The organism is Rothia sp. HMSC065D02, assembly GCF_001815285.1.
In the GTDB taxonomy this organism is placed as follows: Bacteria; Actinomycetota; Actinomycetes; order Actinomycetales; family Micrococcaceae; genus Rothia; species Rothia dentocariosa.
This window is the reverse complement of sequence record NZ_KV820060.1, coordinates 151,783-169,206: the sequence shown is the minus strand read 5'-3', so window position 1 is coordinate 169,206 and position 17,424 is coordinate 151,783. Positions and strand designations below refer to the sequence as shown.

Below are 17,424 nucleotides of genomic sequence, written 5' to 3'. Positions count from 1 at the left end.
CGAAACCTACGCACGGGCACAGTTCAACCTCGGACTCGCCTATAAAAACCAGGACGAGCTGGAGCAGGCCATCGAAGCCTGGTCCAACATAAGCTACGACGATGACCCCGAAACCTACGCACGGGCACAGTTCAACCTCGGAGCCGCCTATAACGCATCAAACAAGCCGGATCAGGCCATCACTGTGTTATCAAAGATCCGCCGCGAAGAAGCCGACCCCGAAACCTATGTCGAAGCACAACTTGGTCTCGGGGAGGTTTACTCACTAGATAAAGAAAAAGAGGAACAAGCACACGACGCGTACGATAATGTACGTGATTTCTCCTACTACAAGTCTGAACGCGGATTCAAGATTCTTAATTGCCCTCTGGAAGTAAGGGAAGACCTTCATAGTTTAGCTAAAAATACTGATGAAGTCCTAAAGTCTCTTCAGATAATCCCAGAATTTGAGTCGAAGGTTGCACACTATAGTCGAGCGTTAACAGCTTTTAAACTATTTGAATGTGAGAAAAATGAGCAGAAGCCATCAAAATTACGACTCAATACTATTCGTGGTGTCAATGACCCAACAGAAGGGCTAGTTCTGAGTAATTATTGGGATCAGCAAGGTATTCCAGAAACCACACATACAAATGATACCGCAACTTTCGTTAGTTGCTTCACTTTTAATCACGACAGTCTTAATCAGTTTCGTCTCTATGGGAAAGAGGATGGCCGGGAAGCAACAGGCGTCAGCCTGGTATTCAAGAAAGAGTTTTTTAGCAAGCACTCAGGCGCACTAAAGTATATAGCCGGTGCCTCATCGGATCCATCTAATAAATCTGGCGAAAATGAGTCCGACGAAGCAGGGAAACTGGAGAGTGACAATAAGAAAAAAATAATAGGTAAATCCACACTCTACCGCTGTATTTATCTAGACCCCGAGACCGGATATTGGACTCTGGCTCAACGTGATAAATCCACTTTCTACCGTCACTATAAAGAGAAAGCAGAAAAAAAGTGGAAAACATATTATAAGTTAATCCTAATAAAAGATAAAAAAGTCGAAAAACACTTATTTAACAAAGAAACTAATGACAATAACTCCGTTAGCAACGAAAATAATAAAATTAAATCTATCTCACAAGTACTTAATTTAATGTTTACAGATAAAAATCACACATACAATGAATGCGATAAAGACAAAAAACAGAAAATTCTTGAAGTCATCCGGTTTATTCTTCTCCCCTTGCAGTACCTGGTGAAACATATTGCTTTCCAGGAGGAACAGGAATGCCGCATTATGTACACTACCCATCTTCACGATGAGAAAATCCATCATGATTGGGAAAAACAGTGGATGTACGTCGAGTATAAGGAGCAAGTACTGCCACATATCGATAAGATCTGGCTCTCCCCCGGTGCGGCAAAATACCAAGATTTCTTCCGCATCCTGTTAGATAAAGGAGAAAACGACAACAAGGTTCGTATCTCTCAAAACCCCTTTAGAAACAAGGAGTAAAGGAGTAGGGAGCCTGCACAAGGGGTCTTCCTCCACCTGAAAACATGATGTCTACCCGCAAAAACTTATTCTAATCTTCATCTTTCTACGGGGGCGTCAAACTTCACACAGAGGTTGCACACCGTTACTCTTATATATATGCGTTTCAGGCAGGATCTTATGCCCTGCCCGAAATTCTACAGACACCGCCTATGGAGATCACCGTGACCGAAGCAGAGAACCCGTTAGAGCAGATGACCGTGCAGGAGCGCCTTAACCTGAGCAAGGAGCACTACAAAGCTGGTGCTTTCGATAAAGCTATCGATGTCCTGGGCACAATTTCTGCCGACGAGAACCCGCAAGCCTACGCAACAGCTCAAAACAATCTCGGCATCGTTTACCGAGACCAGGGCAAGGTAGAGCAGGCGGTCGAAGCCTGGAACCGCATTCCCAAAGATGTTCCCGAACTATATGCCAAGGCGCACAATAACCTTGCCTCTGCCTATATTAAACAGGGCGAAACTGATAAAGCCCTTGAAGCGTGGAAGAACATTCCCTCTGCTGCCCCAAAGCAGTACGCAATGGCGCAGTTCAACCTGGGTGTAACCTACGCGCAGCAAAACAACGTTGATGAAGCTGTCGAAGCTTACCAGCGTGTTCCCAAGGATGTCACTAATCTTTATGCGCACGCGCAATACAACCTGGGTGCCACATACGCGCAGCAGGGCAAAATGGATGAGGCCACTGAAGCCTACAAGAACGTCCCCGATGCGGCCCCCGCAAAATACGCGAAAGCACTCAACAACCTGGGCGTGCTCTACGAAGGGCAGGGTAAAGCCGAACAGGCTTCTGAAGCCTACCAGCAGGTACCCAGCACCGTTCCTGACCAATACGCGATGGCTCTCAACAACTTGGGCGTAACCTATTACAACCAAGGCAAGACAGAGCAGGCTCTCGAACTTTGGGAGACCGTTTCTACCGATGTTCCCGAGCAGTACGCGACGGCGCAGATGAATATGGGTATGGTCTACGACAGTCAAGGAAAGCTAGAACATGCTATTGCTGCGTGGGAGCGTGTACCCGAGAGCTTACCGGAACGCTACGCTTCAGCACAGTACAACATCGGTACTTCCTATGTGGAGCAGGGCAAACCGACGAAAGCAGTCGAGGCTTGGGAGCGTATTCCTGCGAGCGCCTCTGAGCCCTACGCGGTAGCCCAATACAACACCGGACTTATCTACGAAGAACAGGGCAATATCGACGATGCCCTAGTGGCGTGGGAACGTGTTCCCAAGGATGCTTCTGAGCACTTCTACAAAGCCCAATTCAATATTGGCGGGGCCTACTACAAACTGGGTGAAACGGACGAGGCAGTTGCCGTCTGGAAGAATATTCCCGAGTCTGCTGCGGAGCAGTATGAGATGGCACAAACCAACCTGAGTATCATCGCCGAGAACCAGGAAAAAGCCAAGGATAGCGGCGAAACCGAGCAGCAGGACGGGAGCGCCAAGAACCAAGAAAAACCTTCCGAACAGAAGAAGCAGAGTAACGAGCAAAGCCAGGAAGGCTAAGATAACGTGAGGATTACCTCCCTCACTGTCAGTGACGTTTCGATTCTGCGCGGCATTGCCCGTGATACGTTCATCGAAACATTTTCAGAGGCTAACAAAGCCGAAGATATGGATCGCTATCTTACAGAGAACTTCTCGGAAGAGCAGCTCGCCCGGGAGCTCAGCAACCCTGATTCGTTCTTCTACGTTGCCGAGGTAAACGGACACGTCGTGGGTTACCTCAAGCTCAATATTGCACACGCACAAACCGAACCACAGGCGGCGGACGCACTCGAAATTGAGCGTATCTACGTGTTGAGCAGCTATCACGGACATGGTGTTGGGCAGGCCCTCTACCATCACGCCATGAGTGTGGCAGAAGACCGAAAGGCAAGCTATGTGTGGCTAGGGGTGTGGGAGCATAATCATCGAGCCCTGCGCTTCTATGAGAAAAACGGGTTTATCGCCTTTGGTACGCATATTTTTCAGCTGGGTAACGACCAGCAGACGGATATCCTGATGAAGAAATCTGTTGCCGCCTAAACGCTGCGCCTAGCCTGAATCCCTTCGGTGGTTAGGATATGAAGGATGCGCTTATCTTCGCGCTGAGGCTCCTTCCCGTATAGTTAGAGAAAACAGTTTTTGCTTGAGGGTAAGCCCCGGCAAAATAGGTGCTCATCAACACCTGGTGCAGGAAAGGAAATCATGGTCGATCAGCCTCATGCAGAGATGCAACGCTACGCCCAGGAACAGGTAGATCTTGGCGCACAATACTACGAACAGGGTCTGCTCGATCAGGCGTGTGAAGCGTGGGAGAAAGTACCTGAAAGTGTTCCCGATCAATACGCCATCGCGCATGTAAATATCGGCATTGTCTACGACGGTCAAGGCCAGCATGAGCAGGCCATTAAGGCGTGGCAGAAGGTTCCCGAAAGTGAGACTCAGCCCTATGCCGTAGCACAGTACAATATCGGATCTGTGCACGAGGCTTTAGAGCAGGATGAGTCTGCTTTAGCGGCATACAGCAAAGTTCCTAAAATAGATGTTCTGCACTATTCCATGGCACAGTTCAATAGCGCTGTGCTCCTGCACCTGCATGGTAACCTGACCACGGCTCTAAGTACCTATCAGAAAATACCTGCCAGTGTTCCCGATCAGTATGCGCGAGCACAGCTGAATTTAGGCGTTTTGTACCAGCAGATGGGGCACGATGACCAGGCTTTTGAGGCATGGAAACGTGTTTCCCCAGATTTTCCTGAGCTCTATGAGGTGGCTCAGTCATATCTGAACGACGAAGATTCCTAATAGTTCGATAGCGGTTGCGGTGAGGTATTATCACCGCAACTTGCTTTTAAGGCGCACGCTGTTTACTCGCTCAGTACCGCCACGATTTCTTGAACAATCTGCCAGTGTTTGTCGCGCTTTTTCCAGGTGATAGTGAATAGAAAATCCTGCTCCTGCGAGCCCTGACTCATCCTGCGTTTGAGCACAATAGTTCCAGTTTCACCGTCAGAATCTGCAAAAAGTATGGTGTGCGCTGTGTTCAGGGGAGCGGCGCCGCTGTCTTTGAGGGTTTGAAAGAAATCGATGTTGTCCTGTTTCGAGAGAATCTGCACGGTATTATCCGGTAGAATCCGCACAAATTTCAGGTCATCTGCGTACACCCGCCGCAGAAAATCAATATCGTAGCTGGTGCCGCGCGCAATCAGCTCCTCGGTGAGCGTTTTCATCGTCTCGTCAATCATGATGCCCTCGCTCTCTGACGTGGAAATACGTACAAGCTCAGCCTAGCATCTGAAAGTTCCATTCCGTCATATTCATCAGGTATGCTCGTCTCATGACTGTTTAGTTATCGTCTTATGACGATTCCGTTCCACGTATTCGTGTCACACCCCGTAGTGTGAACACGGCTATTTTTAGTATCCATAAAACATAATTCTTAAGGAAGCAGTCATGAATATCCCCTGGCTCCCTGCAGCTCAAACCGCTCACAACCCTCAAGCGGTGGAACGTATCCTCAAGACCCTGCCTGAATGGTTTGGACGTGAAGAGTCCAATGCCGAATACATCCATGATGCTGAACAACTGGAAACGTGGACGGTAACCCATCCCGAAACCCACGAAGTTGTGGGTATCATGCTGATCGCCCAGCACTACCCGGTTGAGGCAGAAATTCATTTGCTGGCAGTAGATGCCGCCTTTCACGGATACGGAATTGGCGCTTCCCTAATAAATGCATTTGAAAAGGATGCACGTAACCGCGGTATCAGGCTGATACAGGTAAAGACACTTGGAGAATCTTTTCTCAACGAACCGTACCAACGCACCCGCAATTTCTATAAATCTGTAGGGTTTTTGCCCCTTGAAGAGACGAACCTGTGGGGCGAAGATACTCCCTGTCTGATTATGGTAAAAGCAATCTAACTGGCTTGACGTACATAGAGCGTAGGCTTCATCCTTCCAAAAGCTTACGCTTCTCAAGACATCTAAAACGGGTTCTAACATTTCTTGAACCCCTCACAACGTCATGTATAGACCTATTCCAATGTAACAACCGCATCGCAGCGGGCAATGTCTTCAGGGCGGTGCGAGACCAAAACAGTTGCCATTCCGCTGGTGCGAGTTGCCGTGTCCAGATCAGCCATAAGCGCCGCAGCTGATTCAGAATCCAAATGCGCGGTAGGCTCATCCAGCAAAAGCACCGGAGATTCCACGAGCAGAGCACGAGCCACCGCAAGACGTTGCCGCTGGCCTCCCGACAGGAACCCGCCACCAGCACCGACACGGGTGTGCAGGCCTTCCGGCAGGGTGCTGTACCACTCCCCCAAGCCTACACGCTGCAGAACTTTTATCATTTGTTCTTCACTCGGACGATCAGCACGATCGCGCGCCAAGAGTAAATTACCTTCAAGAGTAGACTCAAAAATATGCGCAGCCTGTGGGCACCATGCCGCATACCCGCGGAGCTGATCGTTCCCCCGTGCTTTCCCGTAGGAACGAATTTCGCCAGCTTCCAACGGTAGGAAGCCCAAAAGAGTCGCCAGCACGGTGCTCTTGCCCGAACCTGAGGGACCGGTAATTCCCGTCCACTTTCCGGTATGCGCCGTAGCGTTAAGATGCTCAAAAACAGGCTTGTCCATGCTCGGCCACCGAGCGGCAGCATCAACAAGTTCAAGATCAGGTTCCTGCCCCTGAGACTCGCGAACAGACTTAGCATGAGAGGCACCCGATGTATCGTCCTCAAGGTCTGAAATACTATTTTCATCCGCAATACCGGGAGCGATCTGCGCCAACAACGCGGCGAAAGAAGGCCACGAACGCACCGCTTCTATATGCTGCACAGAGCTTTCTATCATCGCCGTACACATGAGAACTACGGCGGCAGATTCCGGAGCACCTACCGTTCCCGATACCGCTAACGGATGCGCAATAATTGCGCACCACAGTGCCGCTCCGAACCAGCTCAGGGTCACAAGTGCCCTACCAAGACCTTGGGCATACGAGGTGCGAGTCAATGCGGCAACATTGCGATCGTTCAAACGTGTTGTAGCAATCTCAATGCTCGGCGCAACCCCGTTAGCGCGAATATCTTCTGCGGCACTTAGCACACCGGTGCCTAAACGCAGAAGCTCAGCTGTACTTTCCCGTGTGGTTTCCTCAGCATGAGCGTCCGCACGCGTAACAGCCCATGGCACAAAAATTGTTGTTATCAAGGCTGCGAGCGCTACGGGCACAATAGCCTGAGGTAGCACAACAATTGTGGTTATTAGCGCTGTTACCATCACAAGCACATGTGCGGCAGGTGGAATAAGAACACGCGGAATACTGTCGCGCAGCTCATCTATGCCGCCAATAAGCCTTTCCAGCAGGGCGTCGCCGCGAAGCAGGGCCCGCACGCTGCCAACATTAAGATAGGTCCCGGTCCAGGCGCGCACACGCAGAGTATTCGCTGCGGTCAAGACTTTAGCGTGGGTAAGTAAACGCTCGGCATATCGAGCACAGGCACGCCCTAGCCCAAAGAAGCGCACACCCACAATAGCTACCATAAGGAACATCATGGCTGGGCCTTCGGCTGCACGCACGATAAGCCATCCTGAGAGCGCGGTCAGAGAAATTACGGCAAGGGAGGTGAGAGCAGCAAGAATTACCGGCGGCAATCCCTGTAATATACCTAGTCCCGTAAGATTCCGCAGTGTGTTGAGGGTTTTCACGACTCCGACAGCATGTTCTGTGTTTTCTCGAACCATCTTTTCAGGAGCGTTGTGTAACGTTGGGCCATGCTCAGCAGAGGTATCGGCTGAGTCCTGCTTATGCGGGGCTGCAGCGGGAATAATCTTGGGCGCCTCATTCTGGACGATGCTCCACCGATACACCTGCTCATGCGATGGTTCCGCATGCGCTCCCTCGACTACCGCCGATGCCCGCACCACGCTATCGCAGTACTCGGTAAGTTCCGTTTCATGGGTCACGATTAGAACGGTTACTCCGCGTTCTGCGAGTGCGTCCAGGGACTGAGTTACAAGGTGGGCGGCGTGTGCATCCAGGTGGGCGGTAGGTTCATCTACTAGAACGGTAATCTGGAGATTTTGATGGTGATCGGCTGCACGGTGGAGGGCATCAATGCGAGCTAAGATGCGGGCGCACGCCAACCTGCGCGCTTGACCCGCGCTGAGCGATTCGGGGCTAAGCTCGCTCAGGTTTTCGAGCCCGAGCTTCCACAAATAGTTCTCTAGGCGTTCACGATCTGAGGGGCGTATCTGTGTTTCCCCCGTGAGAAGTTTAGCCGCATAGTCCTCTTCGCTGAGATCGGCGCTGAAGGCGTAGAGCGCCATCTCGCGCAGGACCGTGGGGGCGGCAAAAATAGGATTCTGCGGAATACTCAGGATGTTTCCGGCACCTATAATGCGTCCGGTTACCTTAATCGGTGCGGATGCGCCGGTTGGTACCAATCCGTCGCGGACGCTCCCGGAAAGTATTCCGAGGAGCGTTGATTTACCGCATCCTGATGCTCCCAGAATGCCTACTAACGCTCCGCGCTGTTTTCCTACCGCGCTTGGGCGCTTCGAAGTACGTGGAATATTCAGGTTTACTGAGTCTAAGATCTGTGTACGTCCGGGGTATGTGACCGAGAGGTTCTCAATCACAAGGTGCTCGGGTGTTTCGGGAGTCGTCGATACTTTTTCGCAGGAAGCGCTCACAGAGGCTTCTGGTACAGGAGTGTCAAGGACTGTACGTGCAGATCGAAGTGCGGCTATGCCGTCTTCAGATTGGTGGTAGGCTGCACCTACATCACGCAAAGGCTGGTAGCATTCAGGAGCCAGCAGGAGTACAAGGATTGCGGTATCGAGTCCGAGTGTACCCTGTACCAAACGCACGCCAATAAGCACGGCGATCAGCGCCACCGAGATGGTCGTGATAAGTTCTAAAGCGAGCGAAGACATAAATGCGCTGCGAAGCGTCTGCATGGTACGTTCGCGGTATTGTTCACCCAGCTTCCTAAGGGCACGAGTTTGTGCACGTTCACGCCCCAGCCCGATCAATACGGGCAGCCCACGGATGAGTTCAAGAATATGGTCTGATAGACGGTGCAGCTCGGCTTGAGCGGCGGCTGTATCTTCACGTGTGGTTTTACCGATAAGTATCATGAAGATGGGAATAAGCGGCAGGGTGCACGCTAGGACGAGGGCACTTGTGATATCCAATGAGAGCACAATAAGCCACAGCAGAACGGGCACTACGGCGACCGAGACAAAGGCAGTCAGGGTTTTAGTGTAATAATCATCAAGAGCGTTCAGTCCCCGCGCCAGCAGAACGGCAGTTGCGCCTGTACCTTCAGGGGTGTCTGCCCCTCCTGTAGCTAAGACACGATGCACAAGTTTTTGGCGGATACTTGCTTTGGCTCCTACGGCTGCACGCTGAGCACTTACGGACAGCGCGTAGTCGGCACCCGAACGTACAGCAAGCGCTATCAGCGCCGTAACGATTAGCCCCCACGTTATGGCGGCGTTTCCGGTGCCAAGAAGATTGCCTAGTCCTAGAAGCCATCCATTGGTACTGTCGAGTTTCGCTTGTGAGTCACCCGAGAATTCGATGAGAGCGCGATAGGTTTCTGGATCGCTGGCGGCCTTTAGATGCTCGTGCTCGGCGGCGAGCGCAGTAAATCCGGCGTGGGCTGCCCGGGCAATGAGGGATGCGAGCGCCGCGCTGAAGATCACGGTTGCCAGTGTGTGTATCCCGGTGATAAGCCCGAAAACCCCTAGGTTTTTACGGGCGTCTGGTCCTAGCGGAGGACGTTTATCGTTGTTGCGCTGTGTTTTATTGGCGCGTGGGCTCACGTCTCGTTCCTTCCCTACCGCTAAAGTGAGTGTGGATATTTTCTCCGGTGTGTTTCCTAGTTTAGACACTGGTGGCGGGCTTGTCTGCTTTCGGTTTTAAAGTATTTCCGGTGCCTTCATATGTTGCTGAAAGCACCGGAAATACTTCTGTACCCTCCCGATTACCGGGTACATTCTTGGCTATGACGCCCTGTTCGGGTGCGTCACCAGCTCGCTAGCATCGTGGGCATCGGGGATATTTTCAACGCGCAAACGCTTGCGGAACACCCAGTATGTCCAGACTTGGTACACGATAATAACGGGCAATCCAAATCCACTCACAACGCTCATAACTCCAAGTGTGTACTCCGAGCTTGAGGCGTTTGCAATGGTGAGCGAATGAGCCGCGTCCAAGGTTGAAGGTAGTACGTTGGGGAAAAGAGCGGTGAAAATCGCCAGCGCGCCAAAAGCCATGAAGAAGCTCAGACCTGCGAAGGCACGGCCTTCACGTGAGCTTCGGGCGCTTATCCATGCAAAGAGCACTGCAAATACGGCAAGAATAGTGCATAGCCAGGAAATACCGTTACCGGTTGTAACCTGCATGTACAGTACCCAGAGCACGATAGGCAAAAGCAGAAGCGGAAGCCAACGCACCAGGGCGGTGCGTGCGCGGTGGCGTATATCTCCATCGGTTTTCAAGGCAACAAAGGCAAGTCCTTGCACGAGGGCAAACCCTACAAGAGAGAGGCCGCCTAGAAGCACGGGCCAGGAGGCCCAGGCGAAGGCACCGCCTACACGGTCACCGTTGGCATTAATTGGTAAGCCAATGGAGGTCAGCGCAAGAAGCGCACCTACCAGTAAAGCGATGAAGAATGATGATAGCGAGAGAGTGATAGTCCAACCGCGAATCCATCGTTCATCGTTTTTCTTACCGCGATACTCAATAGCAACCACGCGGAAGATCAGGGCAAGCAGCGCTAAAGTTAGTGGAATATATAGGGCTGAGAATAGGGATGCGTACCATAACGGGAACGCCGCGAAGGTAGCAGCACCACCGGTAACAATCCAAACTTCATTACCATCCCATACGGGACCGATCGTGTTCAGAAGCAGGCGTCGCTCTTTCTCGTTTTTGGCGAAGATGCTCATGAGCATGCCCACGCCCAAATCGAAACTGTCGAGGATAAGGTAGCCAATCCAGAAAATACCGATAGCGACGAACCAGATGGTTGGTAGCAGTGGCTGCCCGGCAAAGATATTAAAGTCGAAGGTCATCGTTTAGAATCCTTACCCGCCTAGTAGGCGAACTCCAAGACATCGCGCTTATCGTGACCGCTCTTTTCGCCGTCCTGCTCGTGTTCAGAGCGCACGAGTTCGGGCATAGCGGCTACTACACCAGCCTTTATATATTTAGTCAGCAGGTAAATTTCAACCACCATCAGGATGCCGTACACCGCTCCTAGTGCGATAAGCGAGAATAGTATCTCTTCACCGCTCACACCCGGAGAAACCGCTGCTGCCGTGAACATGAGGATAGACGGATCCCCTTCAGGGTTGGGCGCCACCACGAAGGGCTGGCGTCCCATTTCGGTGAAGATCCAGCCGAGGGCGTTGCCGAAGAAGGGAGCCCAAATTCCCCACAAAGCCAGGGTTTTCAGCCACTTGGCTTCGGGAACAGTACCGGTTCCTTTTTTACGGGTAACCCATAGTACGTAGACGTACGAAAGTGCACCAATACCACCAAGCGTGATCATGCCCCGGAATCCGTAGTAGGTGACTTCCATAAGGGGCAAATAGTTGATCTTCTGCCCAGCGCGATCACCGTAGAGCGGGTTATCCGCCAGATGCGTACCGTATTTAGCTTCGTATTCAGGCATAAGGGTTTTCACACCCTTGACCTCGGTGGTGAAATCTTCGTGGGCCAGGAATGAGAGCGCACCGGGAACCTCAAGCACTGCCTGCACTTTATCACAGTCTTGAGAACCCAGAGAAGATATAGAAAGAACCGAGAAACCGGTACCGTCATGGCATGCCGCCTCGGCAGCCGCCATTTTAAGGGGCTGCTGATGAATCATGAGCTGAGCTTGAGCGTGACCGCTAAGAGCCACACCAGAGAACCCGATGAGACCCACAATCGCGCCGATGCGCAGGGAACGGAACCAAACCTTGTAGTCGGTCTTATCACGACCGCCAACTTCGGCATCTCCAACTACAACCTTGCCATCCTCTACGATGTCAATGCCGTCATGGCGTCGGCGCCAGAGCTTATACCAAGAAATACCGACCAGGAATCCACCGGCGACCTGAATGGCGCCAAAGATCACGTGGGGGAAGGTAAGAAGCGCAGTGTTATTTGTGAGAACAGCCCAGATATCGGTCATGCGGGGACGGCCATCGACCATTTCAACGCCTACCGGATGCTGCATCCAGGAGTTTGCCACCAGAATAAAGTATGCGGATACCCAAGAACCGAGAACCGCCATGAAGAGGCATAGGGCGTGAACTTTGGGCTTGAGTTTGTCCCATCCAAAGATCCAAAGCCCCAGGAAGGTTGATTCGATAAAAAAGGCAAAAAGACCTTCCATAGCTAGCGGCGCACCAAAGACGTCACCCACAAAACGCGAGTATTCACTCCAAGCCATACCAAACTGGAATTCCTGCACTAAACCGGTTGCCACACCCATTGCGAAGTTGATGAGGTAGAGCTTTCCCCAGAACTTCGTCATACGTTTGTATTCGTCTTTTTTCGTGAAGATATAGCGCAGGTACAGGAAGGTGACGACCATACCCAAGCCGAGGGTTAGGGGCACCATAAAGAAGTGGTAGACGGTCGTGATACCGAACTGCCACCGCCCAATGTCAAGGGGATCCATGTACATGATCCTTTTCTAGAATGTGTAAAGTCTACTGTTGGCAGACACGCCCGGGAGCGTAGCACACCTCCGGAAGTCAGGTGCACATATCTCAGGATGTCTTACATAGGTAAGGTAACGCGTTTTAAAAACGGCATGAACCAGGCAAGTTTTACACTCAGGTGTGCATGGCTTGACGAACCTATAAAGGTAGTTAACACAATTATTGATTTTTATGCGCTTTGACCCGTAGATATTGGGAGAAATTTCAAGATAAGCATCATGCCTTGGTGATGCCTTTCCTAAAACTTTCCAAGAAATCGAAGGTCAGCAATTTACACGTACTAAGGTGACTCCCCCAAATTATGAGGAGAGACACCTTTTTCTTATAGTCATACATGATTTATGAAGAAGGACACAGTGAGTATAATCACCAATATTTTCAGCGTCAAATATCTGTCAAAAAGAGGTTTCAACTCTCCTGCGTCAGATTGTTCACAGGTGCAAGCTAAATATCAATATTGTCCTGATCGAGCTGATGCGCACCAGCAATAATAAATTCCTTACGCGGAGCAACCTCCGCCCCCATCAGGAGCGAGAAAGCCTGCTCAGCTGCCTCCGCGTCTTCAATTCGGATGCGGCGTAGCATACGATGCCGGGGATCCATCGTAGTTTCGGCAAGTTGGTCGGCATCCATCTCACCCAAACCTTTATAGCGCTGAATGGGCTCTTTATAGCCCTTACCCTCAGCCTGCAGCTGGCTCAGCAGTTCATGCAGCTGACGTTCTGAATAGGTATACACCATCTCGTTCGGTTTACCTCGGTTAATAACCTCTACACGATGCAGTGGTGGTACAGCCGCATATACACGACCGTCTTCGATGAGCGGGCGCATGTACCGGTACATGAGAGTAAGAAGCAGGGTACGAATATGAGCACCGTCAACATCGGCATCGGTCATCATGATGACTTTGCTGTAGCGTGCCGCCTCCAGCTCGAATGTACGCCCAGAACCGGCACCAATTACCTGGATTAGGGCCGCGCATTCGGCGTTCGCCAGCATATCTGTTACCGAGGCACGCTGAGTGTTCAGAATCTTGCCGCGAATCGGTAGAAGCGCCTGATAGGCCGAGGATCGCGCCAAGCGGGCGGTACCCAGTGCAGAGTCACCCTCCACAATAAACAGCTCAGAATGCTCTACGTTTGTTGACCGGCAGTCCACAAGTTTTGTTGGCATTGAGGAAGATTCCAAGGCAGTTTTGCGCCTCTGAGTTTCCTTGTGAATACGTGCTGAGATGCGGGTTTTCATCTCAGACACAACTTTTTCACACAGAGCTGCAGCCTGTGCTTTCTCGGCGCGTGCCGTAGAGTTCAGCCGAGCCTTGAGCTGATCACCAACTACTTTAGAGACGATCTGCCGCACAGCCGGCGTTCCCAGAATTTCCTTTGTCTGCCCCTCGAATTGAGGCTCCGCAAGACGCACCGTCAGCACGGCGGTAAGACCGGCGAGCGCATCGTCTTTCTCGATCTTGTCGTTGCCAACCTTAAACTTTCGAGCGTTGTCGGCAAGATGCTTGCGGAATGTTTTGAGAAGTCCTTGTTCAAACCCCGTGGCGTGGGTTCCGCCTTTGGGCGTGGCAATAATATTGACGAAGCTGCGGATTGTCGTCTCGTAGCCAATGCCCCAGCGCAGAGCAATATCAACCTCGCACTCACGGTCAACTTCGGTGAGCTTAGAGCGCCCATCCGAGCCTAGAACGGGTACGGTTTCCGTAAAAGAGCCTCTGCCGCTAAAACGCCAAATATCGGTCACGGCAGAGTCATGGGCCAGGAATTCAACAAATTCGCTAATGCCGCCGTCATGCTGAAAGACCTCTTCGTAAGGGCCGAACTCCCCCGGAGTTCCAGGGATGCGCCGCTCGTCTCGAATAGCAATGCGCAGCCCGGGAATAAGGAATGAAGTTTGGCGGGCACGTGCCACCAAATCCTCGTAGCTAAAACGCGCATCCGGGGTAAAAATCTGCGGATCAGCCCAATACCGTACTCTGGTTCCAGTTACACCACGCTTGGCGCGCCCCACGATCTGAAGCGCAGGATGTTTCTCATCTGCAGGAGTAAAAGAGTCTTCAGGCTTAGGAGTGCGCCCGGAATCGAACACGCCCGGTAGCCCATGTCGAAAGGACATCTGATAGGTTTTTGACCCGCGATCTACCTGAACGTCAAGACGTGATGAAAGCGCGTTCACCACCGAGGCGCCCACACCGTGCAGACCGCCCGATGCCGTGTACGATCCGCCGCCAAATTTGCCGCCAGCATGGAGTTTCGTGAAAACCACTTCTAGCCCGGAAAGCCCGGTTCGAGGCTCAACATCGGTAGGGATACCACGACCGTCGTCCTGTACTTCAACAGAACCGTCTCGGTAGAGAATGATCTGAATTGACTGTCCGTAACCGGCAAGAGCCTCATCAACAGAGTTATCAATAATCTCCCAGAGGCAGTGCATAAGACCGCGGGAATCGGTCGAACCAATATACATGCCCGGGCGCTTACGCACCGCTTCAAGACCTTCGAGAACCGAGAGGTGTCGGGCAGTATAGTTCGAGGCAGCCAAGATGTTCCCTTTCGAAATGGTTTTCTTCGTAAGTCTATTCTATCGTGCACCGCAGGTAACTTGTGTTCACTCTCGTCACGGACATTTCATGTGTAGTCCATCCTGGACGCTGAGAGCGAAAGGGTCAGGGCGAAGGTATGGCACCGAGGGTATGTGTGGTTGGATAGAGTTACGACAATTCTAGGAACCTATGAGAACTTCAGTAAGGGAGATTTTCAGTGAATGCTCATGCAACTCTCGAATCTGTTGATTCGCGTACGTTGAATTCCCACGACCGTTGCGATGCGTGTGGTTCTCAGGCATATATTCGTGCGGTCTTGCCTTCCGGGAGTGAACTGTTCTTCTGCGGTCACCACGGACGTGCCCACGAAGAAAAGCTCAAAGGGCTTGAAGGCATCTTGTTGTGGGACGATCAGACGTCACGACTTTAGGGCGAGATTCCCGAGGGGGTGACATCCGCCAGTAAATTACCAAGGGTACGACTTCTTCTTGACGGAGGAAGTCGTACCCTTGAAGTTTCTAATGCGTTTCGCCGGTCGCCCGCGCCGAGCTTTCATGCCTATTAGTCACCATAATATTGGACGAGAAATAGAACTCTTCCGGCAGTTCGTTAGTCACAGGACCGTGCGGAAATTCGCTAATCTTAGGCACAAAATACCAGTCCATCAGCTCGGCGCTTGTCTGTTTCAGGATCTTACGCACACGCATGGCGCGCGCTACTTGACGGCGAAGTCGTGGGGTATCTTTCTGCGTCGAGGTAAAAATCCACGGTTTCTCGTATCCTTCAGCGACGGTACCGAAGGTAATCTGCAAGAACCCATCGTCGGTCGTGGAATAAAGAAGATCATTGGGCATAATATCGGTGAACGCGAGCATCCAGCTATGTCGGCGCTCATAGCATTCACGGGTTGTCTGCAAAGCCGCGATAAGGCGGTGGTCAATCAAGAGCTCTACCCGACGTTCCGTGATGTCCCCCAGCTTGGCGTAGTTCCCAAAAGCGCGGTTTGCGCCGGAACGACGCGGCCATTTGGTGACGGCTCCATGAGGAACTTCTCCCGCAAAGGTGAACGGACCGCGAATAGTACCGGCCAAACGTAACCGTTCAAAGGGTGCTGTAGGCAGAAAAGTGTAAAGCAACCTATCGGCGCTTACCGATTTGCCCCAGCGTGCAACTTCAAAAATAGTTGGTTCCGGTCCTACAGGGTACATACGGGGCATAGGCCGCCCATATTCGTCAAAACCCTCACGGGATTTTCCATCCGGCAGATAACCTTCCAGAGTTGCTCCCACCGGTCGAGTCCATGATCCTGAATAGGGTTTGACGATGCGCGGGTTCTGCACCGGAAGAATGCTGGTGCGTCCACCGAAGTAGGCGGGCATCCTTTCCAGATTGCGCCATGCGTATTTTGCGGCAACTGCTTCGCGCCACCAAAGGGGCCGTTTACCGGGGGTTTGCCCGCCCAAACAGTGCATCAAAACCCAAAACCCTGCCCAGAGAAAGCATAAAGCTGCGCCGCTCAGAGTTACGATACTTCCAACCAGTGCTGCGGTACCTGTCGCCCAGATATTGATGCCCACCCATGCTGTTAAGAGCCCCCAGCATCCCATGGCATAGGGCCCGAGAGTTATCACTGGATCAACTACTTTAACAGCGGCGATAACACGCCGATTGAGCCCGCGCCAGATATAAGAGTATGCCCACAGCGCGGGAATCAGCAGAATAATCATTACAGCAAAGAGAACAATCATCAGGGCCTCAAAGCATATCTGTTGCCGTATATATTACTTACCATTGTGCCTTGTACCAGAATCGTTTTATACGATCTTCACGGTCGAAGCTGAGAAAGAGATGACCGCAACGTTCTTTCTTCAGAAGATGTCGTACATACCCGATTGATGTGCTAAAACACTCCGATCATGTGTCTTTATGAAAGAACCTCATAGGACGCATGATTATTTATGCTCAAGAGCTTGCTGCAGATGCGGAACTAATGCTTCAAAGGCACGCGCCCGGTGACTTATTGAATTTTTGATCTCCGCCGGGATCTGGGCACACGACTGGTCCGCATAGGCTCCATCATAAAGCGCGTTGTCACCATTAAGCTCCACCGGCATCATAATAGGATCATACCCAAACCCGCCGTTCCCCTGCGGTGCGTGCAAAAGCGTTCCAGGAAGTTCGCCGTACTCAACTGCTTCATACCCACCGAGCGCTGAAGGAACAGCTAAGGAGGCGGCACAGCAGAATTTAGCGGCACGGTGTTCATCGCTGATATCACAAAGTTGTTTCAACAGCAGGGTGAGATTCGCGGTATCGTCCCCATGCTCCCCTGCCCAGCGCGCCGAAAAAATGCCGGGAGCGCCGTGAAGAACCTCAACGGAAAGACCCGAATCATCGGCAATAGCGATACACCCTGTAGATTCTGCCACGGCACGTGCCTTGAGCAATGAATTCTCGGCAAATGTTACCCCGGTCTCTGGAACATCGGGGGCATTGATGCTGGCGGCGTCGACCACATCGGTATCCACGTTCAGCCCAACAATACGGTTACGCAAAATTTCGCGAAGTTCGCGCAGCTTACCTTGATTGCGACTCGCTAAGACAACCTTAACCATA

13 protein-coding genes are annotated in these 17,424 nt (G+C 51.8%); 6 read left to right on the top strand and 7 right to left on the bottom strand.

Going from position 1 to position 17,424, the window contains the following annotated elements; genetic code table 11:
• The 4 genes from HMPREF3016_RS11015 to HMPREF3016_RS00780 all read left to right on the top strand — a co-directional run.
• The coding region (locus tag HMPREF3016_RS11015) for a tetratricopeptide repeat protein (RefSeq protein WP_168165972.1) at window positions 1-1,501 on the top strand (1,501 nt) is incomplete at its 5' end.
• Window positions 1,502-1,704: 203 nt separating this feature from the next.
• A complete protein-coding gene (locus tag HMPREF3016_RS00790; RefSeq protein ID WP_246828401.1) occupies window positions 1,705-3,051 on the top strand; it encodes a tetratricopeptide repeat protein in 1,347 nt (448 codons plus the stop codon).
• A gap of 6 nt (window positions 3,052-3,057) precedes the next feature.
• Window positions 3,058-3,573 carry a GNAT family N-acetyltransferase gene (locus HMPREF3016_RS00785; protein WP_070739386.1) on the top strand — a complete coding sequence of 172 codons (516 nt, stop codon included), beginning with the start codon at window positions 3,058-3,060 and terminating at the stop codon, window positions 3,571-3,573.
• 162 nt (window positions 3,574-3,735) lie between these two features.
• Window positions 3,736-4,335, top strand: a complete 600-nt coding sequence (locus tag HMPREF3016_RS00780; RefSeq protein WP_070739383.1) for a tetratricopeptide repeat protein — start codon at window positions 3,736-3,738, stop codon at window positions 4,333-4,335.
• Window positions 4,336-4,397: 62 nt separating this feature from the next.
• On the opposite strand, the gene HMPREF3016_RS00775 is transcribed toward HMPREF3016_RS00780, so the two are convergent.
• Window positions 4,398-4,775 (bottom strand): nuclear transport factor 2 family protein, encoded by a 378-nt coding sequence (locus HMPREF3016_RS00775; RefSeq protein ID WP_070739380.1) that lies wholly within the window; start codon window positions 4,773-4,775, stop codon window positions 4,398-4,400.
• Window positions 4,776-4,983: 208 nt separating this feature from the next.
• Here HMPREF3016_RS00775 and HMPREF3016_RS00770 point away from each other — a divergent pair, with 208 nt between their 5' ends.
• Window positions 4,984-5,454 carry a GNAT family N-acetyltransferase gene (locus HMPREF3016_RS00770; RefSeq protein ID WP_070739377.1) on the top strand — a complete coding sequence of 157 codons (471 nt, stop codon included), beginning with the start codon at window positions 4,984-4,986 and terminating at the stop codon, window positions 5,452-5,454.
• Window positions 5,455-5,567: 113 nt separating this feature from the next.
• Here the strand turns inward: HMPREF3016_RS00770 and cydC are convergent, their stop codons facing one another.
• From cydC to HMPREF3016_RS00750, 4 genes are all read right to left on the bottom strand, one after another.
• Complete coding sequence (gene cydC / locus HMPREF3016_RS00765; RefSeq protein WP_246828400.1) at window positions 5,568-9,365, bottom strand: thiol reductant ABC exporter subunit CydC; 3,798 nt, start codon at window positions 9,363-9,365, stop codon at window positions 5,568-5,570.
• 180 nt (window positions 9,366-9,545) lie between these two features.
• Entirely contained in the window at window positions 9,546-10,619 is a 1,074-nt protein-coding gene (gene cydB, locus HMPREF3016_RS00760; protein ID WP_004004465.1) for a cytochrome d ubiquinol oxidase subunit II, read from the bottom strand.
• 20 nt (window positions 10,620-10,639) lie between these two features.
• Window positions 10,640-12,217, bottom strand: a complete 1,578-nt coding sequence (locus tag HMPREF3016_RS00755) for a cytochrome ubiquinol oxidase subunit I (RefSeq protein WP_070739374.1) — start codon at window positions 12,215-12,217, stop codon at window positions 10,640-10,642.
• Between the two features lie 487 nt (window positions 12,218-12,704).
• The gene (locus HMPREF3016_RS00750; protein ID WP_004004463.1) at window positions 12,705-14,807 is read right to left on the bottom strand and encodes a DNA gyrase/topoisomerase IV subunit B; all 2,103 of its coding nucleotides are present in this window, start codon (window positions 14,805-14,807) and stop codon (window positions 12,705-12,707) included.
• A 218-nt stretch (window positions 14,808-15,025) separates the two neighbouring features.
• Here HMPREF3016_RS00750 and HMPREF3016_RS00745 point away from each other — a divergent pair, with 218 nt between their 5' ends.
• Window positions 15,026-15,238, top strand: a complete 213-nt coding sequence (locus HMPREF3016_RS00745) for a DUF7455 domain-containing protein (RefSeq protein ID WP_070523566.1) — start codon at window positions 15,026-15,028, stop codon at window positions 15,236-15,238.
• 88 nt (window positions 15,239-15,326) lie between these two features.
• Here the strand turns inward: HMPREF3016_RS00745 and HMPREF3016_RS00740 are convergent, their stop codons facing one another.
• Both HMPREF3016_RS00740 and HMPREF3016_RS00735 read right to left on the bottom strand, forming a co-directional pair.
• Window positions 15,327-16,556, bottom strand: a complete 1,230-nt coding sequence (locus HMPREF3016_RS00740; RefSeq protein WP_048780159.1) for a peptidase E — start codon at window positions 16,554-16,556, stop codon at window positions 15,327-15,329.
• Window positions 16,557-16,760: 204 nt separating this feature from the next.
• A complete protein-coding gene (locus tag HMPREF3016_RS00735) occupies window positions 16,761-17,423 on the bottom strand; it encodes a non-canonical purine NTP pyrophosphatase (protein WP_070627708.1) in 663 nt (220 codons plus the stop codon).
• Window position 17,424: the final 1 nt, after the last annotated feature.